Here is a 26,443-nt window from a genome sequence, read left to right as displayed (position 1 = left end):
AGCTTCTGTCCTTTTTCTGGAGGTTTGATGTGAAAATACCTCGTTGGGCCTTGGCGGCGCTCTCCGGCGCGGCCCTGGCCCTGCTTCCCGCCGTGGCGGCCCAGGCCGCCCCGATCGACACCGACCAGGGCACCCGGCTCATCGCCGACCGGTCCTCCGCCGCCGGCCTCGGCGCCGGCTTCTGGGGTTCCGGTCTCCCGGGCTCCGGCGACGTGGCCCCCACGGGCCCCGCCCAGCCGCAGCCGCCCGTGGGCGACAGCCTGTGCCGCCCCGGCGTCCCGCCGAACGCGCCGCCGACCACCCAGTTCTACGACAACAACCCGCTGCTCGGCCCCGCCACGCTGCCCACCGCGCCGCCGGTCGGTCCGCTGCTCGCCGGCTACCAGCGCTTCGGCGGCCTCACCGAGTCGCAGTTCCTCCAGCAGTACGGCAACGCCACCCAGACCGCGTACGTCTATCCGCCCGCGAACGGCTTCGTCCTCGGCCCGAACGGGGTGCCGATCAAGGCGAAGCAGACCCTGCTGCCCGGCTACCGCCTCGACCGCTTCGGCTTCCCGGGCGGCGCGTTCCTCGCCCCGCTCGGCACCCCGTTCAGCGCCCGGTCGCTGCCGCCGTCGAACCTGAACACGCCGGCCGACGCGCCGCTGGCCAACTACCACGTCTACTGCGTGGTCAAGCCGTTCCCGGTGGACTCCGGGCCGATCGCCCCGTGGTTCGCCCAGCCGGGGATGGGCACCCAGTTCCAGCTCAACCCGGCGTACCTGCCGCAGGCCGGGGGCAACCTGAGCGTCACCTGGCTGCTCGCGCACGGTTTCCTGGTGGAGGAGAACCTGGAGGCGGCACCGTGCGCCGTCCCGCTCCAGCGCGGCGGCGTCCCGGCCGTCTGCTGACGTCGAATCGGATGAACGGAGGTCGGGTGTGGACCGGCATCACGTACGCGCCGCGCTGCTGGCGGCCGGGTTGTCCCCGGACGCCTTCGAGATCGAGGGCGTGCACGAGCACGTGCCGGTCCCGCCCGACTTCTGGTTCCTGCGCCGCTCACCCGACGGACGCTGGGAGATCGGCCTGTACGAACGCGGGACGCACGACGTCCGCCAGGCGTACGACTCCGAGGAGGCCGCCGCCGCCGGCCTCTACACGGCGCTGACGGGTCGGCCCGCGCCGTACTGATCCCTGTTGCCGGGCGTCCCTACTGTGGGTCCAGCCCGCCCGGACGTCACCGGCGGCACCCCTCAAGGAGTGGCCATGCCCGGTCGAGTCCTGCTCCGCCCCGCCCACCTCGCCCCCGTCGTCCTCGGCCTGGCCGTCGCGCTCACCGCCGCCGGCTGCGCGTCCACCGCGACGGGTTCCGGGGAATCCACCGCGAAGACGACCGTGACCGAGGCGCCCGGCGACGCGCCGGCCTCCGCCGGCTCCGGTTCCAGCTCCGGCGACAGTGGCACCGGCACCGGCACCGGCTCGACGGGCGGCGGTTCCACCGGTGGCGGATCCACGGGCGGTGGCTCGACCGGCGGCGGTTCCACGGGCGGCGGGTCGACCGGCGGCGGGTCGACCGGGGGTGGCAGCAACGGCGGCGGGTCCGGCACCAAGTCCAGCGGCCCCACCATCGGATACTTCCGGGTCGCCCAGAAGCCGACCTGCCCGGCCGGGACCAACGTCAACCCGATCGCCGGCACCCCGGTCGTCGTGGAGTGGAAGACCGGCAACGTCGACTCGGTCGCCCTCTCGGTCGACGGCCCCGGCGTGTACGGCGACAACTACCCGCCGGCCGGCAGCGAGACCCTGAACTTCCCCTGCTCCGGTGGCGAGGGCGACGTCCAGGAGCACACCTACACGCTGACCGTCCGCAACGCGCACGGCAAGCAGTCGAAGACCATCATGGTGACCGCGAAGGTGCACGACATCCCGCGCGTCTGACCAGCGACGTCACGCCGGCCAGCCCCGCCGCCACGGGTGGGCTGGCTCGGGCGGCGGTCCGGGCGTGCGAGAGAATGAGGCACGTGACGACGATCCCGAACGTGCTCGCCCACCGGTACGCCTCGCCCGAACTGGTCGCCCTCTGGTCGCCGGAGGAGAAGGTGCGGATGGAGCGGCGGCTCTGGCTCGCCGTGCTCCGCGCCCAGCGGGACCTCGGCGTGGCCGTTCCCGACGGCGTGGTCGAGGCGTACGAGCGGGTGCTCGACGACGTCGACCTGGCCTCGATCGCCGAGCGGGAGCGGGTCACCCGGCACGACGTGAAGGCCCGCATCGAGGAGTTCAGCGCGCTCGCCGGGCACGAGCACGTGCACAAGGGGATGACCTCCCGGGACCTCACGGAGAACGTCGAGCAGCTCCAGGTCCGCGCGTCGCTTGAGCTGGTGCGGGACCGGGTGGTGGCCACCCTCGCCCGGCTCGCCCGGCTCGCCAACGAGCACTCCGGCCTGGTCATGACCGGCCGGTCGCACAACGTCGCCGCGCAGGCCACCACGCTGGGCAAGCGCTTCGCGTCGGCCGCCGAGGAGCTGCTGATCGCGTACGAGCGGCTGGAGGACCTGATCAACTGGTATCCGCTGCGGGGGATCAAGGGCCCGGTCGGCACCGCCGCCGACCAGCTCGACCTCTTCGACGGCGATGCGGACAGGGTGGCCGAGCTGGAGCGCCGGGTCGCCGAGCACCTCGGCTTCGCCCGGGTGCTGGACAGCGTCGGCCAGGTCTACCCGCGCTCGATCGACCTGGCGGTGCTCGCCGCGCTGGCCCAGGTCGCCGCCGCGCCGTCGTCGCTGGCCACCACGATCCGGCTGATGGTCGGTCAGGAGCTGGCCACCGAGGGCTTCAAGCCCGGCCAGGTGGGCTCCAGCGCGATGCCGCACAAGATGAACACCCGGTCCAGCGAGCGGGTGAACGGCTTCGCGGTGATCATCCGGGGTTACCTGTCGATGGTCGGCGAGTTGGCCGGCGACCAGTGGAACGAGGGGGACGTCTCCTGCTCGGTGGTCCGCCGGGTGGCCCTGCCGGACGCGTTCTTCGCCGCCGACGGGCTGTTCCAGACGTTCCTCACCGTGCTCGACGAGTTCGGGGCGTACCCGGCGGTGGTCAACCGTGAGCTGGAGCGCTTCCTGCCCTTCCTGGCCACGACGAAGATCCTGGTCGCGGCGGTGCGCCGGGGCGTCGGCCGGGAGGCGGCGCACGAGGCGATCAAGGAGCACGCGGTCGGCGTGGCGCTGGCCATGCGGGAGCAGGGCGCCACCGAGAACGACCTGTTCGACCGGCTGGCGGCGGACGACCGCCTGGGCCTGTCCCGCGCCGACATCGACGCGCTGATCGCCGACCGGACGGCCTTCGTGGGCACCGCCGGCGCCCAGGTCGACCGGGTGACCACCCGCATCGCCAGGATCGCCCTGACCCACCCCAAGGCAGCCACCTACACCCCACCCCCCATCCTCTGACCCACCCCCGCCCCCGCCCCGGTTCGCCCCCCCGCTCCCCGGTTCGCCCCGGTGATCAAGAGATTTGCGTCATGTTGGAGATCAACTCTGACACTTTTCTCTTGATCACCGACCCGGGGGGACCCGACGCGGGCCCGGCCGGGGCAGGGTGGGGTGGGTGGGGTGGGTGGGTCACGCGTTGCGGGTGGGGGTTTCGGCGGCCGAGGAGAGGTTGGGGGCGCTCGCCGGTTCGGCTATGCCGCCCGGGGCCTCGGCGATCGCCGGGTCGTGTGCCGTGTCGGCGGCGATCATCGGCTGGTCCGGGGGCATGACGTCCGGGGTCTTGGCGGCCACGATGACGGCGGTGCCGTACGCGCAGATCTCCATCCACATCTCGCCGCAGTCCCGGCTGTCGAAGCGCATGCCGATCACGGCGTTCGCGCCGAGGCGGCGGGCCTCCTCGCCGAGGCGGGCCACCGAGTCCGTACGCCAGCGGGTCAGGTTGTCCGGCGCCATGGGGTCGTACGCGCCGCCGCGGAGGTTCTTCACCCCCTCGCGGTACGGGTTGCGCGTCCTGGCCATCGAGGACACCACTTCGCCGAGGATCTGGCGGATCTCGTAGCCGGGCAGTTGATCCGTCGTCACGACCAGCACGGTTCTGATGCTGTCGCACCGGCGGGCGGCGGTTCGTCGGCCGTGGTCACCTGATCGGATGCTGCAAAAGGGGTCGGCGCGGACGGCCGGCGCTTAGCCGACCATCCGCGCCGAGCCGGGCGCTAACCGTCAGACACCGGCCACGGAGGTGATCCAGGCCCGGTTGTACGCGACACTGCCGTAGTTCTGGATGCTCACGCCGTCGGCGGTGGAGGCGACGCCCACCTGCTGGCCGTTGTAGAACTGCGGGCCGCCCGAGTCGCCCCGCCACGCGTTGCCGTTGACGGCGGTGCTCCGGATCGCCTGGCCGCCGTACGCGTCGGTGACGCTCGTGCTGGTCACCCGCACGCTGGCGGTCTTGAGCTGGCTGGACGCGCCGCAGCCGCTGTAGCAGGTCATGCCCCAGCCGTAGATCGTGTTGGTGGAGTTGACCGGCGGGTTGCTGCTGGCCAGCGACACGGTGGAGGTGGTCACCGCGCTGGAGAGCCGCAGCAGCGCCAGGTCGTAGCGGGTGTACGAGGCGCTCACGGTGCGGGTGGTGCCGCCCGAGGCGTAGTAGACGCTGCCGATCCGGACGGACATGGTGCCGCTGACGCAGTGCCGGGCGGTGAGTACCCACGTCGAGGCGATCACGCTGCCGGAGCAGGTGAAGGAGCCGTTGCTGAAGACGGCGGCGGCCCACGGTGCGGAGGAGACGGTGCCGCCGCCGATGATGGGCTGGGGGCCGGCCGGTGCGGCGGTGGCGGCGCTGGTGACGCCGAGGACGCCGGCCAGGGCGGCACCGGCCACGGCGAGCAGGGAACGGATACGCATGGGGACGTACTCCTTGCCTAGGACCCGGGGTCGCCGGGTCGGTCGTGCCGGCGGGCGCGGGGGTCACCCGCCAGGGTCTTCATTGACCTGTATCGATGGATACTAGGGGTGACCACTTCTGGCGGCAAGGCTTCGATCGAGACTAGCCGATGTAACAATTTGGCGACCACTGGCGTGGTGAACCGCCTGCTCCGGGACGTTTCGCGTGGGATCGGACACGGTGCGGCCCCGCGTCCCGCCGGTTATGTTGATCACTGCCTGAACCGCGCCCGGCCGGTGCGGCTGAGGCGGTATCTGCCAGGTAGGCTGGCTGCGCTCGCCCGTTGTGGGTCGGCACCCAACTGCGTACACAGTCAGGAGTGCCCAGTGCCTCGCGTCGTCGTCGACGTCATGCTCAAGCCCGAGATCCTCGATCCTCAGGGCCAGGCCGTCGCAAACGCGCTGCCCCGGCTCGGCGTCAGCGACGTCGCCTCTGTCCGGATCGGCAGGCGGATCGAGATCGACTTCACCGGTGAACCGGACCTGGACCGGGCCCGGGAGATCGCCGACAAGCTGCTCGCCAACCCGGTCATCGAGGACTTCACCGTCCGCCTGGTCGAGACCGACGAGACCGCGGGCGCGCACCCGTGACCGCCCGGGTCGGTGTGGTCACCTTCCCCGGCTCGCTCGACGACGGGGACGCGGCCCGTGCCGTCCGGATCGCCGGCGCCGAGCCGGTCCGGCTCTGGCACGGCGACCCGGACCTGCGCGGGGTGGACGCCGTCGTCCTCCCCGGCGGCTTCTCCTACGGCGACTACCTGCGCTGCGGGGCCATCGCCCGGTTCGCGCCGGTGATGGAGACCCTGGTGGACGCCGCCCGGGGCGGCCTGCCGGTGCTCGGCATCTGCAACGGCTTCCAGATCCTCTGCGAGGCGCACCTGCTGCCCGGCGCGCTGACCCGCAACCAGCACCTGCACTTCCGCAACCGCGACCAGGTCCTGCGGATCGAGGCGGCCGGCACGGCGTGGACCAACGCCTTCCAGGCCGGCCAGGAGATCCTCATCCCGGTCAAGAACGGCGAGGGCTGCTACGTCGCCGACGCCGCCACGCTGGACCAGCTGGAGGCCGAGGGCCGGGTCGTCGCCCGCTACGCCGGCGGCAACCCCAACGGGTCGCAGCGCGACATCGCCGCCATCACCAACCCCGCCGGCAACGTGGTCGGCATCATGCCGCACCCCGAGCACGCCGTGGAGGCGCTCACCGGCCCCTCCCTGGACGGCCTCGGCTTCTTCACCTCGGTGCTCAAGCACCTGGTGGGGGCGCCGGCGTGACCGTGCGCGGCACCAACGGTCGGCTCCACCGCCCCTGCGGCGGCGAGCGCAGCGAGGAGAGGTCATGACCACCCATCCGGACCCGGCGGTACGGGAGACCCCGGGCGGCCTTCCGGCCACCCCGGCGGAGCCCTTCGCGGCCACCGTGGCGCCGCAGGCCGGCCCGGTCGACCCGGCCGCCCGTCCCGGCGAGCCGGTCCACCCCGAGTCGTCCCGGCCCGTCCCGGCCGCCGACTGGGCGCACGGCCTGGACACCGTGCCGCGCGCCGTCGAAACCCCCGAGGAGCTCCAGCCGTACGCCGAGCTGGGCCTCCGCGACGACGAGTACGACCGGATCCGGCAAATCCTCGGCCGGCGTCCCACCCAGGCCGAGCTGGCCATGTACTCGATCATGTGGAGCGAGCACTGCTCCTACAAGTCGAGCAAGGTGCACCTGCGCCAGTTCGGCGAGAAGGCCCCGCCGAGCGACCGGCTGCTGGCCGGCATCGGCGAGAACGCCGGTGTGGTGCAGGTCTCCGACGAGCTGGCGGTGACCTTCAAGGTCGAGTCGCACAACCACCCGAGCTTCGTCGAGCCGTACCAGGGCGCGGCGACCGGCGTCGGCGGCATCGTCCGGGACATCCTCGCCATGGGCGCCCGCCCGGTCGCCGTCATGGACCCGCTGCGCTTCGGCGCGGCCGAGCACCCTGACACCGCCCGGGTGCTGCCCGGCGTGGTGGCCGGTGTCGGCGGCTACGGCAACTGCCTCGGCCTGCCCAACATCGGCGGCGAGGTCGTCTTCGACCCCTGCTACCAGGGCAACCCGCTGGTCAACGCCCTCTGCCTCGGCGTGCTGCGGGTCGACCGGCTGCAGAAGAAGGAGGCCACCGGCCCCGGCAACGTCGTGGTGCTGATGGGCGCCCGGACGGGCCGTGACGGCATCGGCGGCGTGTCGGTGCTGGCCAGCGCCACCTTCGACGAGGGCAGCGAGCAGCGCCGCCCGTCCGTGCAGGTCGGCGACCCCTTCATGGAGAAGCTGCTGATCGAGGCGTGCCTGGAGCTGTACGACGCCGAGCTGGTCGTCGGCATCCAGGACCTCGGCGGCGCGGGCCTGACCTGCGCGCTCACCGAGACCGCCGCGTCGGCCGGCACCGGCATGCGGGTCTGGCTGGAGCGGGTTCCGCTGCGCGAGGCGTCGATGGAGCCGCAGGAGATCCTGGCCAGCGAGTCCCAGGAGCGGATGCTGCTGGTCGTCGCCCCGGACAAGCTGGAGGCGGTGCTCAAGACCGCCGAGAAGTGGGGCGTCTGGGCCACCGCGATCGGTGAGGTCACCGCCCCGTCGCCGGACGGCCATCCCGGCCGCCTGGTGATCACCTGGCGCGACCAGCTCGTCGTGGACGTCCCGCCGGGGTCGCTGGTCGACGACGGTCCGGTCTACGCCCGCCCGATGCGCGAGCCGGCCGACCTGATCCTGCTCCAGGCCGACCGCGCCGAGACGCTGCCCCGGCCGTCGACGCCGGAGGCCCTGCGCGAGACCGTGCTGCGCATGATCGCGTCGCCGAACCTCGCCGACAAGACCTGGGTCACCGAGCAGTACGACCGGTACGTGCTGGGCAACACCGTGCTCGCCCAGCCGGAGGACTCCGGCGTGATCCGCATCGACGAGCACACCGGCCTCGGCGTGGCCCTGTCGCTGGACGGCAACGGCCGGTACGCCCGCCTCGACCCGTACCACGGCACCAAGCTGGCGCTGGCCGAGGCGTACCGGAACGTGGCCGTGACCGGCGCGAAGCCGATCGCCGTGACCAACTGCCTCAACTTCGGCTCGCCCGAGGACCCGGGCGTGATGTGGCAGTTCGCCGAGGCCGTGCGCGGCCTGGCGGACGGCTGCCTGGAGCTGGGCATCCCGGTGACCGGCGGCAACGTCAGCTTCTACAACCAGACCGGCGCGGCGGCGATCCACCCCACCCCGGTGGTGGGCGTGCTCGGCGTGCTGGACGACGTGGCCAGCCGGGTGCCGATGGGCTTCGTCCCGCGCACCGGCGGCGACCACGACCAGCTCTTCCTGCTCGGCGAGACCCACGTGGAGCTCTCCGGTTCCGAGTGGGCCTGGGTGACCCACGAGCACCTCGGCGGCATCCCGCCGCAGGTCGACCTGGGCCGCGAGCGGCAGCTGGCCGACCTGCTGGCCGAGGCGGCCCGGGTCGGGCACCTCAGCTCCGCGCACGACCTCTCCGACGGCGGTCTCGTGCAGAGCCTGGTCGAGTCCTGCCTGCGGCGCGGGGTCGGCGCGGTGATCGCGGTGCCGGAGCAGTTCGCCGGCGGCTCGATGCCGTTCGTCTTCCTGTTCAGCGAGTCGGCCGGGCGGGCCCTGGTCTCGGTGCCGCGCGGCCACGAGAAGGCGTTCACCGCGCTCTGCGCCGAGCGCGGGGTGCCGTGGGAGTTCATCGGCGTCACCGACCCGGCGGGCGGCGCGCTGGAGGTGCGCGACCAGTTCCGGATCGGCCTGGACGAGCTGTCCGCCGCGCACACCGCCACGCTGCCCCGGCTCTTCGGCGGGTCGGAGCCGGCCGAGTCGGCCACCCCGACCGCGCGGGCCACCGCTGCGGTGCCGGTCGCCGCTCCGCCCGCCGCCGTGACCCCGGCCCAGCCGGTTTCCGTGACCCCGGTGGAGCCCGCCGTCGCGGCGGCACCTGCCGCTGCGACGACGCCGGCACCGCCCGCCGTGGCGACGCCGGCCGACGACGAGGCACCGTCGGCAGCCGGGTCGCCTGCCCCGCAGGCTGCCGGAGCACCGGTCGCGGACGCGGACGCCGAACCGGCCGCGCCCGGCGAGCCGACTGCCGCCGACGCGGCTGCCCCGGCCGCAACCGACCCGTCCCCGGGCACCGACGCAGCGCAGCCGACCGACGGTGGGACGCCGCCGGCCGGGGCCGAGCCGCAGCGGGTCGACGGCCCGGAGGCGACCGACGGCTCCGACTCCGGTGAGGCAGGTCCGACGGCCGCGCCCGACCAGCGCTGAGGCGTGACCGCGACGGTCTACGTCCAGCCCGGCTCGGGTGCCCGGTTCGACTGGGGGCTGGCCGGCGCGGCCGAACTCGGCCGGGTCTGCGCCGTCCTGGTGGTGGTGGACGTCCTCTCGTTCACCACCGCCGTGGAGGTGGCGGTCGCCCGGGGCATGCGGGTGCACCCGTTCCCCTGGGGCGAGCAGGCCGCCGAGTACGCCCGCCGGGTCGGCGCCGTCGCCGCCGTGGGCCGCCGGCAGGCGACCCCGGACCAGCCGTGGTCGCTCTCCCCGGCGGCCCTGCGCACCGCGCCGGCCGTCGCCGACCTGGTGCTGCCCTCGCCCAACGGCTCGGCGATCAGCGCCGCCGCCAGCGCCACGGGCCTGCCGGTGGTCGCGGCCTGCCTGCGCAACGCCCGCGCCGTCGGGCGCTGGCTGACCGACCAGGGGTACGGCTCGATCGACGCCCCGGTCGGCGTGGTGGCCTCCGGGGAACGCTGGCCGGACGGCTCCCTGCGCCCGTGCGTGGAGGACCAGCTCGGGGCGGCGTGCGTGCTCGACGCGCTCTCCGGCGTCCCCGGCGGGCTGTCGGTGGAGGCGGCGATGACGCTGGCCGCGCTCGCCGCCACGCCGGACGTCCCGGCCGCCGTGCGCGGCTGCGTCTCCGGCCGGGAACTCGTCGAGGGCGGCTTCGGCGGGGACGTGGAAGTGGCCGTCCAGGTCGGCGTGTCGGGCGTGGTGCCGGTGCTGCGGCAGGGCGTCTTCTCCGCGGCCCGGCTCTGAGCGGGGCTGACTCGGCTCACGCGTACCGACGAAGAAGGCGGCTCCCGGTTTCCGGGCAGCCGCCTTCTTCGTCGTCGCGTTGCGCGGGCCGTGGCCCGCGTCGGTCAGTCGTCCAGCCAGTCCAGCCGGCGACCGCCCCGGTCCTGCTGCTGCGGGGGCGGCGGGGCGTCGGGCCGGCCCCGGCCTTGCTGCTGGGCCTGGTCGCCGTAGTAGCCGCCCTGCTGCTGGTCGTAGCTGGTGGGCTGCTCGTAGCCACGGTCGTCGTAGCCGCCGCCGCGCTGCTGCGGGGGCTCCTGACCGTAGCCACCCTGTTGGCCGTAGCCGCTCTGCTGACCGTAGCCCTCGGCGCCGTATCCGCCGCGCTGGTCGTAGCCGCCCTGCTGCTGGCCGGCGTCGTAGCCGCCGCCCTGCTGGCCGTGCTGGCCGTAACCGCCGCCGCCGTAGCCGCCACCGGTGGGCTCGGCCGCGCCGTAGCCGCCGGTGGGCTCGCCGCCGCGGCCCCCGTACTGCGGGGGCTCCGGCTGGCCGTAGCCGCCGTGACCCTGCTCCGGCTGGTAGGTGCTGGTCGGGTACGGGTCCGCAGCGGGCGGCGGGTAGGAGGAAGCGGTGTCGCCGGTGTACCGCCCCGTCGGCTCGTCGTAGCGCTCGCCGCCGTAGCCGCCACCGCCCTGGCCCGGGTACCCGCCGGCCGGCGCACCTGCGGGCGCGCCGTAGTCGCGGTTGCCGTAGCCGCCGCCGGAGGAGGTCGGTGCCTCGGCACCGTACCCGCCGGGGTTGCCGTAGCCGCCGCCCGAGGCCGGGGCACCGCCGTAGCCGCCGCCGGAGGCCGGGGCGGAGCCGTACCCGCCCGACGCGGGGGCGCTGCCGTAGCCGCCGCCGGACGCCGGCGCGCTGCCGTAGCCGCCGCCCGAGGCGGGTGCGTCGGCGCCGTAGCCGCCCGCGTTGCCGTAGCCGCCGCCCGAGGCAGGGGCGTCGGCGCCGTAGCCGCCGCCAGGGTTGCCGTAGCCGCCCGAGGCCGGGGCACCGCCGTACCCGCCGCCGGAGGCCGGGGCGTTGCCGTACCCGCCGGCCGCGCCGTAACCGCTGGTCTGCGGCTCGTCGCCGTAGCCGCCGCCGGCCCAGCCGCCCTGCTGCTGGCCGCCAGCGCCGTACGGGGCCGGCGGAGCGCCGTAGGGGTCCGGCGGGACGTCGTCGACGACCGGCCGGTGCATCATCGTCGGGGCGTCGCTGAGCGAGGTGCCGCCGACCATCGTCGGGTCGGGCCCGGCACCGACCCGGTTCACCACCCGTGTCTGGTCGTCCGCCCCGCCGTACGCCCCCCGGGCGGCCGGGATCGTGCCCGCCGCCGCAGCGCCGCTCTTCGGCGCGTCGTCGACGTCGTCGCCGTTCTCCCGGCGCTTCATCCAGAGCAGCACGATGGTGCCGACGCCGATCGCCACGAACAGGCCGCCGAGCAGGATGAGCAGCCACGACATGCCGCTGTCCTCCTCGGTGGAGGCGGCGTTGTTCGCGGCGCCGGGGGCGGCCTCCGTCGGCTCCTCGGTGGCGTCGTCGGTGGCCTCGTCGGAAGGCAGCGGCTCCTCGCTGGCCGACGGGCTGGGGCTCGGGCTCACCTCGACCTTGATCGCGAGGCTGAGCCGCTGCCCGGTCACGCTCTGCCCGGCGCTGGCGGTGAAGGACTTCGCAACCCTGACCTCGCCCTGGATCGCGCCGATGTCGAGCCGGCCGGGGGCGATGGGACGGGAGGTGCTGCCGGTGAAGCTGAAGTTGCCGCTGCCGTTGCTGGTGGTCTCGTAGCGGTGCCCGGCGCTGTCCTGGAGCATCACGACGGCGTTCGGCACCGCCTCGCCGTTGGCCGCCGCGACCACCTTGCCGGAGACCGACTTGACGGTCTGCGTCTGGGCGGGGGTGGTCGGCGCGGCCTTGCCCTTGACGTTGAGCTGGAAGCTGCCGGTGGTGGAGTCCGACTTGTCGGGCTGCACCTGGACCGTCACGTTGATCCCGCCGGCGTCCGGCGCGCTGTCGCTGGCCTTGATCGTCAGGAGCTGGGTCCTCGGGGCCTGGCCGTTGAAGCTGATCTGGCCGCAGCCGCCCGTGCAGCTCACGCCGGCCGGCAGCCCGGTGAGGCTGATCTGGGCGCTCGCGTCGTCGTTGCCGGGCGTCACCTTGACGCTCACCGTGGCGTCGCTGCCCGCGTTCAGGTTGATCGAGCCGGGCGTGACGCTGACCTCGGCGGCCAGTACGGGTGTGGCGGGGACGGCGAGCAGGGCGCCGATTGCCAGCGCCACGACCACACCCGCCCGCTGCTGCCAGGCACGTCGGTGTGTTGACACGTCCACCGCCTTCCGGTCTGACTTCCCTCCGCCGGCGGGGCGCCGGGCCGGGGATCATCACGGTACGAATACGCCGTCGGCAACTATGCCTTGTCTGACCGGATCGGCGCGACCCAGGGCCAGCGTCGAAAGCGCCGGAGGCGGGTCGTATCGTCCCGTCGTGTCCTCTCCGCACATTAAGTCCGCAGCGGTCGCCGAGGCGCTCGCCGCGCTCGACGAGGGTCGTACCCCCGAACGGCTGGTGTTCCGGGAGGCGGTCCGTGCCTTGTTGACCGCCCTCACGGAGCGTGCCCCCGGCCGATCGGTGGAGGTGCGTGTCCCACCTTACGGTGCAGTTCAGTGCATTCCCGGTCCCCGACACACCCGGGGAACCCCGCCGAACGTCGTCGAGCTGGATCCGACCACCTGGCTGGAGCTGGCGACGGGCCGGCGGAGCTGGGCGGACGCGGTCACCGAGGGTCGCGTACGGGTCAGCGGGGTCCGTGCGGACCTCTCCGCGCACCTTCCGCTCCACCTGGGCGAATAGTCCCCTCATACGAGCACGGAGAGGAGGCGAATCGTGACTTTCTGTATTGACACCGATTCGCGTACACTGTCAGGCGACGACAGTGGTCCCGGCCGGGCAACGCGGACCAGCACATCCGTCCGGCCCGGCCAGTCCCGACCAGCATGAGGGAGCGGCAGGTGCCCCGAGGCGACGGCCGGCTGAGCCACGATCTCGATCCCCAACGACCCGGCCCCCAGGACGCCTGCGGCGTCTTCGGTGTCTGGGCGCCCGGGGAAGAGGTCGCCAACCTCACCTACTTCGGGCTCTACGCCCTCCAGCACCGTGGCCAGGAGGCCGCCGGGATCGCCGTCAGCGACGGCTCCGGGGTGGTGGTCTACAAGGATCTCGGCCTGGTGGCCCAGGTCTTCGACGAGCCGACCCTGGCGAGCCTGCGCGGGCACCTCGCGATCGGGCACGCGCGCTACTCGACGACGGGCGGCTCGACCTGGGAGAACGCCCAGCCGACCATCCGGTCCACCAGCGCGGGCACCACCATCGCGCTGGCGCACAACGGCAACCTGGTCAACACCGCCGAGTTGCAGCGCGACGTGGCCGAGCGGGGCCTGGCCGCCGACGGCTCGACCAACGACACCTCGCTGGTGACGATGCTGCTGGCCAGTCGTCCGGATCTCTCGGTCGAGGCCGCCGCGCTGGAGGTGCTGCCCCAGCTGCGCGGGGCGTTCAGCTTCGTCTTCATGGACGAGTCGACGCTCTACGCCGCCCGCGACCCGCACGGCGTGCGCCCGCTGGTCCTCGGCCGGCTGGAGCGCGGCTGGGTGGTGGCGAGCGAGACCGCCGCGCTCGACATCGTGGGTGCGAGCGTGGTTCGCGAGGTGGAGCCGGGCGAGCTGATCGCCATCGACGAGAACGGCCTGCGCTCGGCCCGGTTCGCCGCGCCCGAGCCGAAGGGCTGCCTCTTCGAGTACGTCTACATCGCCCGCCCGGACGCCACCATCGCCGGGCGCAACGTGCACGCCGCCCGGGTGCAGATCGGCCGCCAGCTCGCCAAGGAGCACCCGGTCGAGGCCGACCTGGTCATCCCGGTGCCGGAGTCCGGCACCCCGGCCGCCATCGGCTACGCCGAGGAGTCCGGCATCACCTACGGCGCCGGCCTGATGAAGAACCCGTACGTCGGCCGGACGTTCATCCAGCCGTCGCAGACCCTGCGCCAGCTCGGCATCCGGCTGAAGCTCAACCCGCTGCGGGAGAACGTGCGGGGCAAGCGGCTGGTGGTGGTCGACGACTCGATCGTGCGTGGCAACACCCAGCGGGCGATCGTGCGGATGCTGCGCGAGGCGGGCGCGCTGGAGGTCCACGTGCGGATCTCCTCCCCGCCGGTCAACTGGCCGTGTTTCTACGGCATCGACTTCGCCACCCGGGCCGAGCTGTTGGCCAACGGGCTGGACAACGAGGGCATCCGGCGGTCCATCGGCGCCGACACGCTGGGCTATGTTTCGTTGCCCGGCCTCATCGCCGCGACCGAGCAGCCGAAGACCCGGCTCTGCCGGGCCTGCTTCGACGGGGAATACCCGATCGAGCTGCCGGCCGGGAACCTGATCGGCAAGCACGTGCTCGAAGGGGTGGGACGCCGGGTCGCCGATGCCCCGGACGCCCCCGGGCACGACGTCCCACCGCTCGTCGCCACTTCGGGCGGCGCGACCGTACACCGCCAATAGCACCGCCCGACGCGGGCCGACCGGCCACCGCCGGACCCCGCGAGAACCACAAAAGGGGAGAACCGTGACGCACGTTTCCGAGCGCAGCGGCACAGGAAGCAGCCCGACCGGCGCCGGCGGTGACCGCCAGCCCTGGACGGCCGGCAACGGCCGCCCGGCGCGCAAACGCTCGGTCTCGTACGCGGACGCCGGCGTCTCGATCGAGGCGGGCGACCGCGCGGTCGAGCTGCTCAAGTCCAAGGTCAAGCAGACCCGTCGCCCGGAGGTCATGGGCGACCTGGGCGGCTTCGCCGGCCTGTTCCGGCTGGACACCAAGAAATACAAGAACCCGATCCTGGCGTCCTCCACCGACGGGGTGGGCACCAAGCTGGTGATCGCGCAGCAGCTCGACATCCACGACACGATCGGCATCGACCTGGTCGCCATGGTCGTCGACGACCTGGTGGCCTGCGGGGCCGAGCCGCTGTTCCTGCTCGACTACATCGCCTGCGGTGAGGTCGTCCCCGACAAGGTGGCCGAGATCGGCGCGGGCATCGCCGACGGCTGCCGGTACGCCGGCTGCGCGCTGCTCGGCGGCGAGACGGCCGAGCACCCCGGCGTGCTGCGTCCGGACGAGTACGACGTCTCCGCCACGGGCGTCGGCGTGGTGGAGGAGAGCGAGATCCTCAGCCCGGATCGGGTGGAGACCGGTGACGTGGTCATCGCGATGCGCTCCTCGGGCCTGCACTCCAACGGCTACTCCCTGGTGCGGCACGTGCTGCTGGGCGCGGGCCGGATGCGGCTGGACGTGGTGATCGAGGACTTCGGCCGCCAGCGCACCCTCGGCGAGGAGCTGCTCACCCCGACCAAGATCTACGCCCAGGACTGCCTCAAGCTGATCGCCGAGGCCGAGGTGCGGTCCATCGCGCACGTGACCGGTGGCGGCATCCCGGGCAACCTGGTGCGCATCCTGCCGGAGAACGTCGACGCGGTGGTCAACCGCTCCACGTGGAAGCCGCAGCCCATCTTCGACCTGATCCAGTCCAAGGGCCGGATCGAGGACAACGAGATGGAGTCGACGTTCAACATGGGCGTCGGCATGTTCGCGATCGTCTCCGCCGAGGACGCCGACCGGGCGTTGGCCACGCTGACCGGCCGGGGCGTGGACGCCTGGCAGGCCGGCGAGATCATCGAGGGCACCGGCAAGGTGCAGATGGTCGGCCAGCACACCCGGGGTTAATATCGAGGGCCATTGATTTGCTCGGCGTCTGGTCGGGGGTTCACCCGAGCGGCCGTCGCCGCCTAGCCTGAGGGGCACCCTTCGGGTCGGGAAGGAGGGCGATGGCTGCTCGGGGACGGCCGTCCAGCGGGATGCGGGGGATCTCCCCGGTCCCGTCGTACGTCGTGATGCAGCCGACGACCCTGTGCAACCTCGACTGCGCATACTGCTACCTCCCGATGCGGGCGGTCGACCGGCGGATGCCGGTCGCGGTCGCCGAGGCGGTCGCGGCCTCGGTGAACCGCTGGGCGGAGGCCGGCCGCTTCTCGGTGGTGTGGCACGGCGGGGAGCCCCTGGCCGCCGGCCGGGAGCACCTCGCCGCGCTGATCGCCCCGTTCGGCCCGGAGGTCGAGCACCACGTGCAGACCAACGCGACCCTCATCGACGACGCCTGGTGCGAGTTCCTCGCCGCGCACCGGGTGCGGGTCAGCGTGAGCGTGGATGGGCCGCGCGGGCGCAACGGCGACCGGGTCACCCGGGCGGGCCGACCGGCGTACGACCGGATCGTGCGTGGGGTGGCGGCGCTGCGCCGGCACGGGCTGCCCTTCTCGGCCCTGGCCGTGGTCAACGACCCGGAGCCGGGCCGGGCCGCCGAGCTGTACGACTACTTCCTCGGCCTGGGCTGCGAGGTGCTGGGCGTCAACATCGAGGAGACGGAGGGGGTGAACACCCGGGGCAACGCCCACGAGGCGGCGCAGGTGCGGGCGTTCTGGGCGGAGCTGGTAGCCGCCTGGCGTCGGGACCCCCGCATCCACCTGCGCGAGGTGGAGTGGTCGCTGCGGTACGCGGCGGCGGTCCTCGACGGCACCGCCGACGGGCTGCTGCCCCGGCGGCTGGACCCGATCCCCACGGTCGGCTACGACGGCTCCGTGGTCGTGCTCTCCCCGGAGCTGGCCGGCTTCTCCGACCCCCGGTACGGCGACTTCAGCAGCGGCAACGTGCTGACGACCCCGCTGGCCGAGATCGTGGCCGGCGCGGAGCGGACGACCGGTTGGGTGGGTGAGTTCCTGGCCGGCGTGGAGGCGTGCCGGGCGTCCTGCCCTTACTTCGGGTTCTGCGGGGGCGGGCACGCCGCCAACCGTTACTTCGAGCTGGGGCGTTTCGACGGTACGGAGACCGAGCACTGCCGCAACAGCAAGATCCGCCTACTGGAGGGAGTGTTGGACCATGCCCGAGAACACCGGACACCGGCAGTCTGAGCGCGTCGGAGGGGCCACGGAGGGCCCGGTCGTCGACCGGGTGCGGGATGCCGCCGACGGGCTCGTCGCGCTGCTCCAGGAGGCGGAGGACGCGCGCCGGCTGCGGTCGGAGGCGGCGGGAGAGGGCACGGGCGCGGTGTGCGCCTGGAACCACTTCGAGAACATCCCGACGTTCTACAACTGGAACAACCGGCCCCGCTGAGGGTACGGCTCCGAGATCAAGGACCTGCCGATCGCCCGGAACGGGGTCCGGTGGACAGATCCTTGATCATCGGTTGGTACGCCGGCCCCGGGACGGGCACAAACACAAGCACGCGGACTGCCGCGTGCTCAGCTGCTCCCGGGGGTCAACGGGTCGGACGGACCCAGGGGTCCGGGTCCTCGTCCGCGTGATCCTCGTCGTCGTCGTCGACATACTCTTTGTAGTCGTCGTCGAAGTCGTGGTTCGACTTACCAGCACCCGCCAGTTCGCGCTGCAAGGCGGTGAGGTCGGTGTTCGGGGAGTGGTACTTCAACTCCCGGGCCACCTTCGTCTGCTTGGCCTTAGCACGGCCGCGCCCCATGGCTCGACCCCCTCGCACAGAATTCGGGGCAGCCCGAAGGCGGGCCCCGATGACGTCAGGCATCTCTCGTGGCTCTTACGGTACATGGGGATGCCGCCCTTCGGCACCTCGGGTTACCGCAGGCCGGCTCTGCGCGTCGCAGTTATCCGGCCGTCACCGATTGTACTGAGGTAAGGGGCGGTTGCCGAATCACCCGTGACATCGGGCAGTTGGGCAGCAATCACCCCGATTTCAGCTTAACGCCGTCCGCCGCCGGACCCTGCCCGGTCGCCCGACCCGGGGCCAGGGTGGCCCCCCGGGCCGGGCTGTGACCTTCACCGCAGCACGCGGCCCCGCACCGCACAGCACGCGGCGCGGCACCGCACAGGCGGCCCCGCGCCGCGGCGCGGCGGTCGTCACCTCAGGTGGATCGTCCGCAGCCGGCCGACCTCCGCCATCCGGCGCTCGGCGAGCCGGTCCGCCGCCACCGCCGGGGGCACCCCCTCGTCGTCGGCGAGCCGCAGGATCTGCCGGGTGGTGTCGTAGATGCGGGTGGCCCGGAGCTTGGCCCGCTCGAAGTTGAAGCCCTCGATCTCGTCGGCCACCTGGATCACCCCGCCGGCGTTCACCACATAGTCGGGGGCGTAGAGGATGCCCCGGTCGGCGAGCAGCTTCTCGATGCCCGGGTGGGCGAGCTGGTTGTTCGCCGCCCCGGCGACCACCTTCGCCCGCAGCGCCGGCACCGTGTCGTCGTCGAGGGCGCCGCCCAGCGCGCACGGGGCGTACACGTCGATGTCGGTGGCGACGAGCGCGGCGGCGTCGTCGACCAGCTCGACCTGCGGGTGGTTGGCGCGCACCCACTCGCGCGCCCGGGGGTCGACGTCGGTCGCCACCACCTCGGCGTGATCGTCGAGCAGGTGCCGGGTCAGGTGCTTGCCGACCTTGCCCAGCCCGGCCACGCCGACCCGTCGGCCGTTGAGGGTGGGCGCGCCCCAGACGTGCTCGGCGGCGGCCCGCATGCCCTGGAAGACGCCCCAGGCGGTCAGCACCGAGGAGTCGCCCGCGCCGCCGTGCTCCACGCTGCGGCCGGTGACGTAGCGGGTCTCCCGGGCGATCACGTCCATGTCCGCCACGTAGGTGCCGACGTCGCAGGCGGTGTAGTAGCGGCCGTTGAGCGATTCGACGAAGCGGCCGTACGCGCGCAGCAGCGGCTCGCTCTTGAGCTGGTCCGGGTCGCCCCAGATGACCGCCTTGCCGCCGCCCAGGTCCAGCCCGGCGAGCGCGTTCTTGTACGCCATGCCGCGCGACAGGTCGAGCACGTCGGCCAGCGCGGCCTCTTCGCTGGCGTACGGGTAGAAGCGGGTGCCGCCGAGCGCGGGGCCCAGCGCGGTGGAGTAGATGCCGATGATCGCGCGGAGGCCGGTCTGCGTGTCCTGGCAGAACACGACCTGCTCGTGGCCGGTGGATGACGGGTCGTCGATGCTGGTGAAAACGCCCATGGCTGACTCCTGTGACGGTGTGCGTCCTTGTGGGACGCGGACCTGGTGGCGCGTCCGGCGGGATGGTGCCGGTGCCTCCGAGCCTAGTATCGGCCGACGCCGTGCCGTCGTGCGCAGCGTGCCCGGTCGCGGGCGTCCGGTGCCCAGCGCGCCTGATCGGGGGGCGCTGCGGGCGTCCGGGTTGCGTCTCGTGGGAGGATCGCGCCGTGCCGTCGCTCTTCGCTTCTTACCTGCGGGTGTACGAGCCGCTGACCGCCTTCGACCGGGACCGCCAGTCCTTCTGGCGGCGCTACGTGCAACAGGGGCGGGCGGTGGCCCCCTCGGAGGGGCCCCTGCGGCAGCGGACGGCGGTCATCGAGGCGCTCGGCGCGGGCTGGACCCGCCTGCCCGACCTGCCCGAGGAGGCGTACGTCCTGGAGGTCGACGACGCCCTGCTGGTCTGCCCGTGGAACCTGCGGATCCGGGTGGCCGAGGCGGCGCTGAGCGCCCGCGACGGCGTGCCGTCGGTGCTGGCCGACGCGTTCGTGCCGCCGATCCTGGCGGGGCAGGCCAAGGCGGTCGTGGAAGACTGGCGCAGCGGGGCCCGGGTGCTGGAGCACGGCGTGCCGCGGGTGCACGAGCAGATCGCCACGTGGGGCGTGCCGCTGCGCTGGTTCGTCCTGTTCGACTTCGAGGAGCGGGACCTGGTGACCCGGCCCGGGCGGCGCGCGCTGCGGTACCGGACGGAGATCTCGAAGGCCCGCCGCCGGTCGTCGCGGGCGCTGTCGGTGCTGCGCAAGACCGTCGGCGAGGCGCCCATCACCGAGGCGGTCGAGGAGGCCGCGCGGTGGTTGGAGGAGTTCCACCCGCGCTCGGTGGTGGAGCTGGACTACGGCGGCCTGGTCGAGCTGCTCTCCGACGAGACCCTCGCCGAGGACGACTCCCCGGCGCTCGTCGCGGGCGGCCTCGCCGGGCTGTCCAAGGGGGAGGCCGACGAGGCGTCGGCGGCGTACGACCGGCTCGTCGCGCGGTGGCGGGCGGTCCAGTTGCTCGAGCGGTGCAACTAGCCTCTGACCTGGGTAAAGAACGGTCCAAGGGGGCGCAAACCCCCCATGGAAGCGCTCCCAAGGTGAGATGCTCTCGTAGTTGGAGCATCACGACCAGTGACTATGAGTCCAAATAAGGTGGGTTCTGGCGTGTATTAGTCGTATAAATCGGGCATGGTTCATCCGTCCGTCTAGGGACCTTCGGCCGTTCGGCCCATGTCGGACATCGGGGACTAGCCGGACCATGGGAGACGCGTCGGCCGGCGGGACCCCGGCCGATGTCTATACCTGTGGAGGAGTGACCGATATGGCATCGCGAACGCACGAACCGGAGCCGCTGCTCACACCGGCCGAGGTGGCGTCGATGTTCCGTGTCGACCCGAAGACGGTGACCCGGTGGGCCAAGGCTGGCAAGCTCAGCGCCATCCGCACCCTGGGCGGCCACCGCCGTTACCGCGAGTCGGAGGTTCGCGCCCTGCTGCAGGGGCAGATCCCCCAGCAACGCCAGGGGGACTGAGACAGTTCCTTCAGACGTACGGATCAGGGGTGGCAGAGCGATTCTGCCGCCCCTGATCCGTGTCCGGCCCCCGTCACCGGGCCCCCTCGTCCCCGGGCGCGGCTCCCTCGGTGAGGGCCACCCGGATGCCCACCGTGCCGCCCTCGCCCCGGCGCAGCCGGCTGCCCAGCAGGCTGAGGCGGCCCACCAGCCGATACTTCTGCTTCAGCAACTCGCGGATCCGGCGGGTCTGCGCCGGATCGCAGATGACCGCCCGGCCGGGCACCGCCGCACCGTGCGGGCGGCCCCGCACGTCGCACGGGGCGACCGTGACCTCGCCGCTGCGCCGGATCCGTTTCACCTTGCCCGAGTCGGCGACGGTCCACGCGGCGAGCGCGTCACCGTCGCGGACCACCCACACCGGCGTGGGCACCGCCCGCCCGTCCTTGCGGAACGTGGTCAACAGCACGTACTTCTCGGCGCCCAGCCGGTCCAAGGTGGTCACGCCGCCAGGATACGACCGAGCGGACACCAGGCAGCGGGGATAGCGTGAACCATGTGACCGGGGAACCCAGGATCGGCGACGTCTTCGGCGAGCTGCTGCGGGACGCGCTCGCCGTGCAGAGCGGAGTCGGTGCCCGGCCGCTGGCCGGGGGACGCCTGCCCCGCCCGGTCATCGAGGTCATCGAGCGGGACGACGGCCTGATCAACGGCGCCCCCGCCGCCCACTACCTGGCCGGGCCCGAGGACTGGCAGCCGTACGACCACCGGGCCGTGGACCGGGTGCGCGGCGAGACGCTGGACGTCGGCGTCGGCGCCGGCCGGATCGCGCTGCTGCTCCAGGAGCGCGGCGTGCCCGTGACCGGGCTGGACACCTCGCTCGGTGCGCTGAAGGTGTGCCGGCGGCGCGGCGTACGCGACCTGGTGCACGGCACGGTCGACGAGCACGCCGCCGACGGCCGGCGGTACGACACCTTCCTGCTGCTCGGCAACAACCTCGGCCTGATCGAGGGGCGGGACCGGGCACCGGCGTTCCTCGCCGCGCTGGCCGCGCTCGCCCGGCCCGGAGCGCAGGTCATCGCCCACGGCACCGACCCGTACGGCACCAGCGACCCGGTGCACACCGGCTATCACGAGCGCAACCGGCGGCTCGGCCGGCTCGGCGGCCAGCTTCGGCTGCGCCTGCGGTACCGCGAGCTGGGCACCGAGTGGTTCGACTACCTGGTCTGCTCCGTGGCCGAGCTGGCCGACCTCGTACGCGGCACCCCGTGGCGGCTGGCCGACGTGGACGACCGGGACGCCCCGTACTACCTGGCGACGCTGACGCTCACGGGCTGAGGTGTGTGCAGGGGCCCCTGCACAACAGAAAGCGTTGACAAGGGGCCCCTCCTCACACCTCAGACCTGGACGGTCGGGGGGAGCTGTTCCGGCGGGAGGCCGCCGTCGCCGTCGACGACCTCGTCGGGGGTGCCGTCCTCGTCGAGGTCGACCATCGTGATGTCCACCTTGCCGTCGCCGTCGGTGTCGAACTGGAACAGGTCGGCCCGGCCGTCACCGTCAGTGTCGACCACCCAGACGTCGGTCTTCCCGTCGTTGTTGGTGTCCGCGCGGAGCAGGTCGACCCGCTCGTCGCCCCGGGTCTCCACGGTCTCGTTGGTCTCCACACTCTCCGGTGCCTGGCTCATGTCGGGTCCTTCCCTCGGTTGACGGCCGTCTTTACCCGGATCGACGCGCCCCCACGCATCCGCCGGGTGGCGGTGCTGCATAGGGTCGCACCCATGAGCCAGTGCAGCGAGCGCCCCGGTGCGGCGGAGACCCCGTGCGCCGGGCGGAGCGAGGAGACGTCATGAGCGGTCGGTTCGTCGTCGTCGGGGCCGGCACGATGGGCCTCGGCATCGCCTACGTGGCGGCCGGCGCGGGATACCGCGTCGAGCTGGTGGAGGTCGACCCGGGCCGGGCCACCGCCGCCGGGGCGCGGCTGGGCGAGCTGTGGGAGCGGGCGGTGCAGCGCGGGAAGCTCACCGCCGACGCGGCGGCGGCCAACCGGGAACGGTTGACGCTGCGGCCGTCCCTCGGCGAGGTCGCGCCCGAGCCGGACGTGGTGGTGGAGGCCGTCCCCGAGCGGCTCGACCTCAAGCGGGCGGTGCTGCGCGACGCAGCCGCCCTGCGCCCCGCGCTGCTCGGCAGCAACACGTCCAGCATCGCCATCGCCGAGCTGGCCGCCGGACTGGACCGGCCCGAGCGCTTCCTCGGCCTGCACTTCTTCAACCCCGTCTGGGCCATGGCGCTGCTGGAGGTCGTGGTGGGCCCGGCCACCGCCGACGAGACCACCGCGGCGGCCGTCGCGCTCGCCGGCCGGCTGGGCAAGGACCCCGTCGTCGTACGCGACATGCCCGGCTTCGCCACCTCCCGGCTCGGGGTGACCCTGGGCCTGGAGGCGATCCGGATGGTCGCCGACGGGGTGGCCAGCCCCGCCGACATCGACAAGGCCATGGTGCTCGGCTACCGGCACCCGGTCGGCCCGCTGGAGCTGACCGACCTGGTGGGGCTGGACGTCCGGCTCGACATCGCCCGCACCCTCCAGGCCGCGTACGGGGACCGGTTCGCGCCGCCGCCGCTGCTGGAGAAGATGGTCGCCGAGGGGAAGCTGGGCCGGAAGTCCGGGCAGGGCTTCTACCACTGGGACGAGGGCGGCAGGCGATGAGCGGGCTGCGCGTCGAAGAGCGCCCCGACCGGCTCGTGGTGACGCTCGACCGGCCGGAGAAGCGCAACGCGATCGACGCCGATCTGGTCGCCGAGCTGCACGCCGTCTGCGCCGAGCTGGAGGCCCGGCCCCGGCTGCTGCTGCTCACCGGCGGCACCGAGGGGATCTTCGCGGGCGGGGCGGACATCGGCCAGCTCCGCGAGCGTGGCCGGCTCGACGCGCTCGCCGCGATCAACTCGGCGGCGTTCGCCCGGGTCCGGGCGTTGCCGATGCCCACCGTCGCCGCCGTGGACGGGCCGGCGCTGGGCGGCGGGGCCGAGCTGGCGTACGCGTGCGACCTGCGGGTGTGCACGGCCCGCGCCGTGTTCGGGCAGCCCGAGGTGCGGTTGGGCATCCTGGCCGGCGCGGGGGCGACCCACCGGCTGCCGGCGCTCGTCGGCGAGGCCCTCGCCAAGGAACTGCTCTTCACCGGCCGCCGGGTGGACGCCGCCGAGGCGCTGCGGATCGGCCTGGTCAACCGGGTGGTCGACGATCCGGCCGAGCTGCTGCCCACCGCACACGGGCTGCTCGACGAGATGGCGAAGGGGTCCGCGCTGGCGCTGCGGCTGACCAAGCTGGCCGTGGACGCGCCCCCGGCTGCCCACCCGCACCTCGACCTGGTCAGCCAGGCGGTGCTGTTCGAGGACGAGGAGAAGCGGCGGCGGATGACCGATTTCCTGGAGCGCCGCCGGGACCGCTGACGCGAGCCGCGAGTCGGCGGCCGCCCCGCGAGGATCGTGGGCGGCCGCCGCTCGGACCAGGTCGGTTCAGTGCCGGATCTGCACCCCGGAGTCGGCCAGCGCCCGGATCACCTGCGCGGACTCGCCGAAGCCGATGACCAGCACGGCGTCCGCGCCGTACTCCTTGATCTCGCGGGCCCCCGCGGTGAAGTCCAGCGGCGGGGCCTTCGCGTCGGCCGGCGGCTCGTACGTCAGCAGCTTCACCCGGTCGCCGTCGATGCCGGCCCGCTCCAGCTCGGCGCGGACGTTCTCCTGGAGGCCCTCGCCGTACGAGTCCTTCCGGGCGACCAGGGCGATCCGGTGCGGCCCGTCGCGCAGGATCACGTCGGCCAGCGCCCGCCCCTGAAGGCTGTCCGGCGGGGCGGTGCGGAAGTAGAGCCCCTTGTCCTCGACCGAGGTCAGCCCGGCATCGGTGTTGGACGGCGAGAAGAGCACCAGGCCGGCGGCCACCACGTCCGGCAGGACGGCCCGGGAGATGCCCGACGCGCCCGCGCCGATGATGACGTGCACGCCGTCGGCGATGTGCTTCTCCACCGTCTCCTTCGCCACGGCAGGATTGGTGCCGTCATCCCCGTCGACCCAGCGCACGTCCTCGCCGAGCACGCCGCCCGCGGCGTTGATCTCCTTGAGGGCGAGCGCGGCCCCGGCGGCCAGCGGCGGGTACGCGATGGCCAGGTCGCCGGTGCGCGGCAGCAGGCCGCCGAGGACCAGGGGCGCCGAGGGGGCCTTGCCGCCGCCCTGCCGGTGCGGCCGGGGCGGGTTCTTGGTGCTCGCCGCCGACTCGTCGCCGGCGCCGACGAACTCGGTCTTGCCGTCGTCGAGCTTCTCCTCGCCGAAGGTCAGGGTGGCGTAGCTGGCGGTGGCCGGCTCACCGGCGTCGGTGAACCCGGCCCGGTTGAGCGAAACACCCCGGTACTCGATGTCCCGCCCGTTCCGCGCCAGCCGCAGGCAGTCCGCCGGCTTCTCGCACCGCTCGCCGTTGTTGGTGACGCCGACGATCTGCTTGGCGATCGCGGCCGGATCGGTGCTGCCGGCCAACTGCGCGGCCAGGGCGCTGATCACGACGGCGTCGTACGACTCGGCGGAGTAGAGATAGTCCCCCAGCTTCGGGTCGATGGCGCGGAGCCGGTTCTTGAAGGCCTCCGGCAACGGCGTGAGCGGGGTCGTGCCCTTCATGCCGTCGAGCAGGTCGGCGCGCTCCTTGAATTCCGCAGCGTACGCGTTGGTCATGTTGCCGTCGCTGCCGTAGAGGCGGACCTGTGGGGTGGTGGTCGCCTCCTCGGACTTGTCGGCGCCGCAGCCGGCGCCGGCGAGGAGCAGCGCCCCGCACGCCGCCAGGGCGGCGACGCGCGAGCCGGGTGATACGAGCATGGTCGTCCTTCCTCCGGGAAAGGTCCGCTGCGCACATTAGCGTGCCTGGCTGATCGGCGGGACCGTGGAGGAGGGTCGAACCCCAGCTAGCCCCGGCGACGCACGGACGGTCACGGGGCGCGCGCTCTCGGGTGGTCACCGCTTGACCACCGGACGTACAGTTCGGCGGGTGACGGACGTACCGCAGCAGACGCTGGACGACGCGACCGCCGTGCTCCACTCCGCCCTCGCCGGCGACGGCGACGCGGTGGTGGGCACCTTCGACAAGGTGGTCGACCGGGCCGGCCTCGCCGGAGCGTACGGGGTGGCCTGGTGCCTCGCGGCCACCATGGTCGGGGACGTGCCCGCCCCCGGCGGCGCGGCGCTGGACTTCCCCGGCATCGACGAGGCAGGCTACGACACCCGCTGGGTGGCGCGTTTCGTCAGCGCGTACGCCAACGCCGACGCCGACACGGGGGAGGCGCTCTTCGGCGCGGCGGTCGCCGACGGCCTGCTGCCGGACTGCCTGCTCACCCTCGCCGGCTCGACGGTGGCGACCCTGCGCAGCCGGGCCGGCTGACGCCCGACCCCGACCCGGGGGCCGGGCGTCGGGCGTCGCCGGTCAGAACGCGTGGTACGCGATCAGCGGCTCGTACTCGTAGCGCAGGTTCTGGAAGCGCACCCGGAAGTTCACCCCGTCGCGGACGTTGGTGGCCACCGTCGTCCACCCCGACTTCGCGGGGAGATAGGTCCAGTAGTTGCAGTTGTTGGTCTTGTCGACGAAGACCACGCACGCCTGGGTGCCGAAGCTGCTGTCGTTGCGGACGTTGACGTCCGCGCAGCGGCTGGTGGTCCGGTAGGTGCCGGCCTCGCCGCCCCAGCTACCGGTCTGGAAGTACGAGCGCACGGCGCCGCCGTAGCAGGTGGCGTACGTGCCGGCGAGGTTGCCGGCGACCAGCGGCTGGGCGGGAGCGGCGACGGCGGGGGCGGCGAGGGCGAGCGCCGACACGGCCGCGGCCGTCGAGGTGGACAGCAGGCGGACGACCGGGGACGACATGGGTGCCTCCAACGGGTTTGTTGACCGTCCG

Annotated in this window: 28 protein-coding genes; 19 read left to right on the top strand and 9 right to left on the bottom strand. The window is 73.3% G+C overall.

All coding sequences use genetic code 11. The features are described 5' to 3' along the window. Positions 1 to 50 precede the first annotated feature (50 nt). From LPU61_RS18860 to purB, 4 genes are all read left to right on the top strand, one after another. Entirely contained in the window at positions 51 to 890 is an 840-nt protein-coding gene (locus LPU61_RS18860) for a TNT domain-containing protein (protein ID WP_052503575.1), read from the top strand. A 28-nt stretch (positions 891 to 918) separates the two neighbouring features. Further along, positions 919 to 1,170: a hypothetical protein gene (locus LPU61_RS18855; RefSeq protein ID WP_043961194.1), complete on the top strand. Its 252-nt coding sequence runs from the start codon at positions 919 to 921 to the stop codon at positions 1,168 to 1,170. Positions 1,171 to 1,245: 75 nt separating this feature from the next. Then, positions 1,246 to 1,917: a hypothetical protein gene (locus LPU61_RS18850; RefSeq protein ID WP_052503576.1), complete on the top strand. Its 672-nt coding sequence runs from the start codon at positions 1,246 to 1,248 to the stop codon at positions 1,915 to 1,917. Positions 1,918 to 2,000: 83 nt separating this feature from the next. Beyond that, positions 2,001 to 3,425: an adenylosuccinate lyase gene (purB, locus tag LPU61_RS18845; RefSeq protein ID WP_229405642.1), complete on the top strand. Its 1,425-nt coding sequence runs from the start codon at positions 2,001 to 2,003 to the stop codon at positions 3,423 to 3,425. 171 nt (positions 3,426 to 3,596) lie between these two features. On the opposite strand, the gene LPU61_RS18840 is transcribed toward purB, so the two are convergent. Both LPU61_RS18840 and LPU61_RS18835 read right to left on the bottom strand, forming a co-directional pair. Then, the gene (locus LPU61_RS18840; protein WP_229405842.1) at positions 3,597 to 4,118 is read right to left on the bottom strand and encodes a YbjQ family protein; all 522 of its coding nucleotides are present in this window, start codon (positions 4,116 to 4,118) and stop codon (positions 3,597 to 3,599) included. Positions 4,119 to 4,187: 69 nt separating this feature from the next. Continuing rightward, positions 4,188 to 4,871, bottom strand: a complete 684-nt coding sequence (locus tag LPU61_RS18835) for a DUF1986 domain-containing protein (RefSeq protein ID WP_043961198.1) — start codon at positions 4,869 to 4,871, stop codon at positions 4,188 to 4,190. Positions 4,872 to 5,237: 366 nt separating this feature from the next. Between LPU61_RS18835 and purS the strand changes: the two genes are divergently transcribed. From purS to LPU61_RS18815, 4 genes are all read left to right on the top strand, one after another. Next, on the top strand, positions 5,238 to 5,501 hold the full coding sequence (gene purS, locus LPU61_RS18830; RefSeq protein ID WP_043961200.1) for a phosphoribosylformylglycinamidine synthase subunit PurS: 264 nt from the start codon (positions 5,238 to 5,240) through the stop codon (positions 5,499 to 5,501). Beyond that, positions 5,498 to 6,181: a phosphoribosylformylglycinamidine synthase subunit PurQ gene (gene purQ / locus LPU61_RS18825; protein WP_229405641.1), complete on the top strand. Its 684-nt coding sequence runs from the start codon at positions 5,498 to 5,500 to the stop codon at positions 6,179 to 6,181. Before purS ends, purQ begins: the two co-directional genes overlap by 4 nt. 64 nt (positions 6,182 to 6,245) lie before the next feature. After that, entirely contained in the window at positions 6,246 to 9,182 is a 2,937-nt protein-coding gene (gene purL / locus LPU61_RS18820; protein ID WP_374199693.1) for a phosphoribosylformylglycinamidine synthase subunit PurL, read from the top strand. A 3-nt stretch (positions 9,183 to 9,185) separates the two neighbouring features. Continuing rightward, on the top strand, positions 9,186 to 9,947 hold the full coding sequence (locus LPU61_RS18815; protein WP_043961205.1) for a 2-phosphosulfolactate phosphatase: 762 nt from the start codon (positions 9,186 to 9,188) through the stop codon (positions 9,945 to 9,947). 104 nt (positions 9,948 to 10,051) lie between these two features. Here the strand turns inward: LPU61_RS18815 and LPU61_RS18810 are convergent, their stop codons facing one another. Then, entirely contained in the window at positions 10,052 to 12,280 is a 2,229-nt protein-coding gene (locus tag LPU61_RS18810) for a carboxypeptidase-like regulatory domain-containing protein (RefSeq protein WP_229405640.1), read from the bottom strand. Between the two features lie 160 nt (positions 12,281 to 12,440). Between LPU61_RS18810 and LPU61_RS18805 the strand changes: the two genes are divergently transcribed. The 5 genes from LPU61_RS18805 (at position 12,441) to amcA (ending at position 17,162) form a co-directional block, all read left to right on the top strand. Beyond that, the gene (locus tag LPU61_RS18805; RefSeq protein ID WP_043961208.1) at positions 12,441 to 12,806 is read left to right on the top strand and encodes a sterol carrier family protein; all 366 of its coding nucleotides are present in this window, start codon (positions 12,441 to 12,443) and stop codon (positions 12,804 to 12,806) included. Positions 12,807 to 12,964: 158 nt separating this feature from the next. Continuing rightward, a complete protein-coding gene (gene purF, locus LPU61_RS18800; protein WP_043961210.1) occupies positions 12,965 to 14,503 on the top strand; it encodes an amidophosphoribosyltransferase in 1,539 nt (512 codons plus the stop codon). Between the two features lie 64 nt (positions 14,504 to 14,567). Beyond that, the gene (gene purM / locus LPU61_RS18795; protein ID WP_043961212.1) at positions 14,568 to 15,722 is read left to right on the top strand and encodes a phosphoribosylformylglycinamidine cyclo-ligase; all 1,155 of its coding nucleotides are present in this window, start codon (positions 14,568 to 14,570) and stop codon (positions 15,720 to 15,722) included. Positions 15,723 to 15,853: 131 nt separating this feature from the next. Then, positions 15,854 to 16,960 (top strand): cyclophane-forming radical SAM peptide maturase AmcB, encoded by a 1,107-nt coding sequence (gene amcB, locus LPU61_RS18790; protein WP_305071966.1) that lies wholly within the window; start codon positions 15,854 to 15,856, stop codon positions 16,958 to 16,960. Next, positions 16,929 to 17,162 (top strand): multiple cyclophane-containing RiPP AmcA, encoded by a 234-nt coding sequence (gene amcA, locus LPU61_RS18785; protein WP_043961216.1) that lies wholly within the window; start codon positions 16,929 to 16,931, stop codon positions 17,160 to 17,162. The genes amcB and amcA overlap by 32 nt, the downstream gene beginning before the upstream one ends. A gap of 145 nt (positions 17,163 to 17,307) precedes the next feature. Here the strand turns inward: amcA and LPU61_RS18780 are convergent, their stop codons facing one another. Continuing rightward, on the bottom strand, positions 17,308 to 17,523 hold the full coding sequence (locus LPU61_RS18780; RefSeq protein ID WP_036373645.1) for a DUF3073 domain-containing protein: 216 nt from the start codon (positions 17,521 to 17,523) through the stop codon (positions 17,308 to 17,310). 395 nt (positions 17,524 to 17,918) lie between these two features. Beyond that, positions 17,919 to 19,001 carry a Glu/Leu/Phe/Val dehydrogenase gene (locus tag LPU61_RS18775; RefSeq protein ID WP_229405639.1) on the bottom strand — a complete coding sequence of 361 codons (1,083 nt, stop codon included), beginning with the start codon at positions 18,999 to 19,001 and terminating at the stop codon, positions 17,919 to 17,921. Positions 19,002 to 19,207: 206 nt separating this feature from the next. Between LPU61_RS18775 and LPU61_RS18770 the strand changes: the two genes are divergently transcribed. Next, a complete protein-coding gene (locus tag LPU61_RS18770; protein WP_043961221.1) occupies positions 19,208 to 20,047 on the top strand; it encodes a hypothetical protein in 840 nt (279 codons plus the stop codon). A 286-nt stretch (positions 20,048 to 20,333) separates the two neighbouring features. Beyond that, positions 20,334 to 20,543 carry a BldC family transcriptional regulator gene (locus tag LPU61_RS18765; protein ID WP_007073996.1) on the top strand — a complete coding sequence of 70 codons (210 nt, stop codon included), beginning with the start codon at positions 20,334 to 20,336 and terminating at the stop codon, positions 20,541 to 20,543. 73 nt (positions 20,544 to 20,616) lie between these two features. Here LPU61_RS18765 and LPU61_RS18760 read toward each other — a convergent pair whose 3' ends face one another. Further along, on the bottom strand, positions 20,617 to 21,027 hold the full coding sequence (locus LPU61_RS18760; protein ID WP_043961227.1) for a PPOX class F420-dependent oxidoreductase: 411 nt from the start codon (positions 21,025 to 21,027) through the stop codon (positions 20,617 to 20,619). A 53-nt stretch (positions 21,028 to 21,080) separates the two neighbouring features. Here LPU61_RS18760 and LPU61_RS18755 point away from each other — a divergent pair, with 53 nt between their 5' ends. After that, positions 21,081 to 21,860 carry a bifunctional 2-polyprenyl-6-hydroxyphenol methylase/3-demethylubiquinol 3-O-methyltransferase UbiG gene (locus tag LPU61_RS18755; RefSeq protein WP_229405638.1) on the top strand — a complete coding sequence of 260 codons (780 nt, stop codon included), beginning with the start codon at positions 21,081 to 21,083 and terminating at the stop codon, positions 21,858 to 21,860. Positions 21,861 to 21,919: 59 nt separating this feature from the next. On the opposite strand, the gene LPU61_RS18750 is transcribed toward LPU61_RS18755, so the two are convergent. After that, positions 21,920 to 22,207 carry a hypothetical protein gene (locus LPU61_RS18750; protein WP_043961229.1) on the bottom strand — a complete coding sequence of 96 codons (288 nt, stop codon included), beginning with the start codon at positions 22,205 to 22,207 and terminating at the stop codon, positions 21,920 to 21,922. A 161-nt stretch (positions 22,208 to 22,368) separates the two neighbouring features. Here LPU61_RS18750 and LPU61_RS18745 point away from each other — a divergent pair, with 161 nt between their 5' ends. Next, positions 22,369 to 23,226 (top strand): 3-hydroxyacyl-CoA dehydrogenase family protein, encoded by an 858-nt coding sequence (locus LPU61_RS18745; protein ID WP_043961230.1) that lies wholly within the window; start codon positions 22,369 to 22,371, stop codon positions 23,224 to 23,226. Next, positions 23,223 to 23,966: an enoyl-CoA hydratase/isomerase family protein gene (locus tag LPU61_RS18740; RefSeq protein ID WP_229405637.1), complete on the top strand. Its 744-nt coding sequence runs from the start codon at positions 23,223 to 23,225 to the stop codon at positions 23,964 to 23,966. The genes LPU61_RS18745 and LPU61_RS18740 overlap by 4 nt, the downstream gene beginning before the upstream one ends. A 66-nt stretch (positions 23,967 to 24,032) precedes the next feature. Here the strand turns inward: LPU61_RS18740 and LPU61_RS18735 are convergent, their stop codons facing one another. Then, on the bottom strand, positions 24,033 to 25,376 hold the full coding sequence (locus LPU61_RS18735) for an ABC transporter substrate-binding protein (protein WP_043961232.1): 1,344 nt from the start codon (positions 25,374 to 25,376) through the stop codon (positions 24,033 to 24,035). 169 nt (positions 25,377 to 25,545) lie between these two features. Between LPU61_RS18735 and LPU61_RS18730 the strand changes: the two genes are divergently transcribed. After that, positions 25,546 to 25,935 (top strand): hypothetical protein, encoded by a 390-nt coding sequence (locus LPU61_RS18730; protein ID WP_043961233.1) that lies wholly within the window; start codon positions 25,546 to 25,548, stop codon positions 25,933 to 25,935. Positions 25,936 to 25,977: 42 nt separating this feature from the next. On the opposite strand, the gene LPU61_RS18725 is transcribed toward LPU61_RS18730, so the two are convergent. Further along, positions 25,978 to 26,412, bottom strand: a complete 435-nt coding sequence (locus LPU61_RS18725) for a hypothetical protein (protein WP_043961234.1) — start codon at positions 26,410 to 26,412, stop codon at positions 25,978 to 25,980. Between the last annotated feature and the right edge of the window lie 31 nt (positions 26,413 to 26,443).

It is taken from the genome of Micromonospora sp. NBRC 110038 (assembly GCF_020884815.1).
GTDB classification, from domain to species: Bacteria; Actinomycetota; Actinomycetes; order Mycobacteriales; family Micromonosporaceae; genus Micromonospora; species Micromonospora haikouensis.
The sequence above is the reverse complement of the archived record's forward strand: the minus strand, read 5'-3'. Positions and strand labels throughout refer to the sequence as shown.

Excerpts from the sequence above, each read along its gene's own strand:
- LPU61_RS18850 (WP_052503576.1), top strand. The coding sequence starts at position 1,246 with ATGCCCGGTCGAGTCCTGCTCCGCCCCGCCCACCTCGCCCCCGTCGTC.
- LPU61_RS18835 (WP_043961198.1), bottom strand. The coding sequence starts at position 4,871 with ATGCGTATCCGTTCCCTGCTCGCCGTGGCCGGTGCCGCCCTGGCCGGC.
- purL (WP_374199693.1), top strand. The coding sequence starts at position 6,246 with ATGACCACCCATCCGGACCCGGCGGTACGGGAGACCCCGGGCGGCCTT.
- amcB (WP_305071966.1), top strand. The coding sequence starts at position 15,854 with ATGCGGGGGATCTCCCCGGTCCCGTCGTACGTCGTGATGCAGCCGACG.
- amcA (WP_043961216.1), top strand. The coding sequence starts at position 16,929 with ATGCCCGAGAACACCGGACACCGGCAGTCTGAGCGCGTCGGAGGGGCC.
- LPU61_RS18780 (WP_036373645.1), bottom strand. The coding sequence starts at position 17,523 with ATGGGGCGCGGCCGTGCTAAGGCCAAGCAGACGAAGGTGGCCCGGGAG.
- LPU61_RS18775 (WP_229405639.1), bottom strand. The coding sequence starts at position 19,001 with ATGGGCGTTTTCACCAGCATCGACGACCCGTCATCCACCGGCCACGAG.
- LPU61_RS18765 (WP_007073996.1), top strand. The coding sequence starts at position 20,334 with ATGGCATCGCGAACGCACGAACCGGAGCCGCTGCTCACACCGGCCGAG.
- LPU61_RS18750 (WP_043961229.1), bottom strand. The coding sequence starts at position 22,207 with ATGAGCCAGGCACCGGAGAGTGTGGAGACCAACGAGACCGTGGAGACC.
- LPU61_RS18745 (WP_043961230.1), top strand. The coding sequence starts at position 22,369 with ATGAGCGGTCGGTTCGTCGTCGTCGGGGCCGGCACGATGGGCCTCGGC.
- LPU61_RS18740 (WP_229405637.1), top strand. The coding sequence starts at position 23,223 with ATGAGCGGGCTGCGCGTCGAAGAGCGCCCCGACCGGCTCGTGGTGACG.
- LPU61_RS18735 (WP_043961232.1), bottom strand. The coding sequence starts at position 25,376 with ATGCTCGTATCACCCGGCTCGCGCGTCGCCGCCCTGGCGGCGTGCGGG.
- LPU61_RS18725 (WP_043961234.1), bottom strand. The coding sequence starts at position 26,412 with ATGTCGTCCCCGGTCGTCCGCCTGCTGTCCACCTCGACGGCCGCGGCC.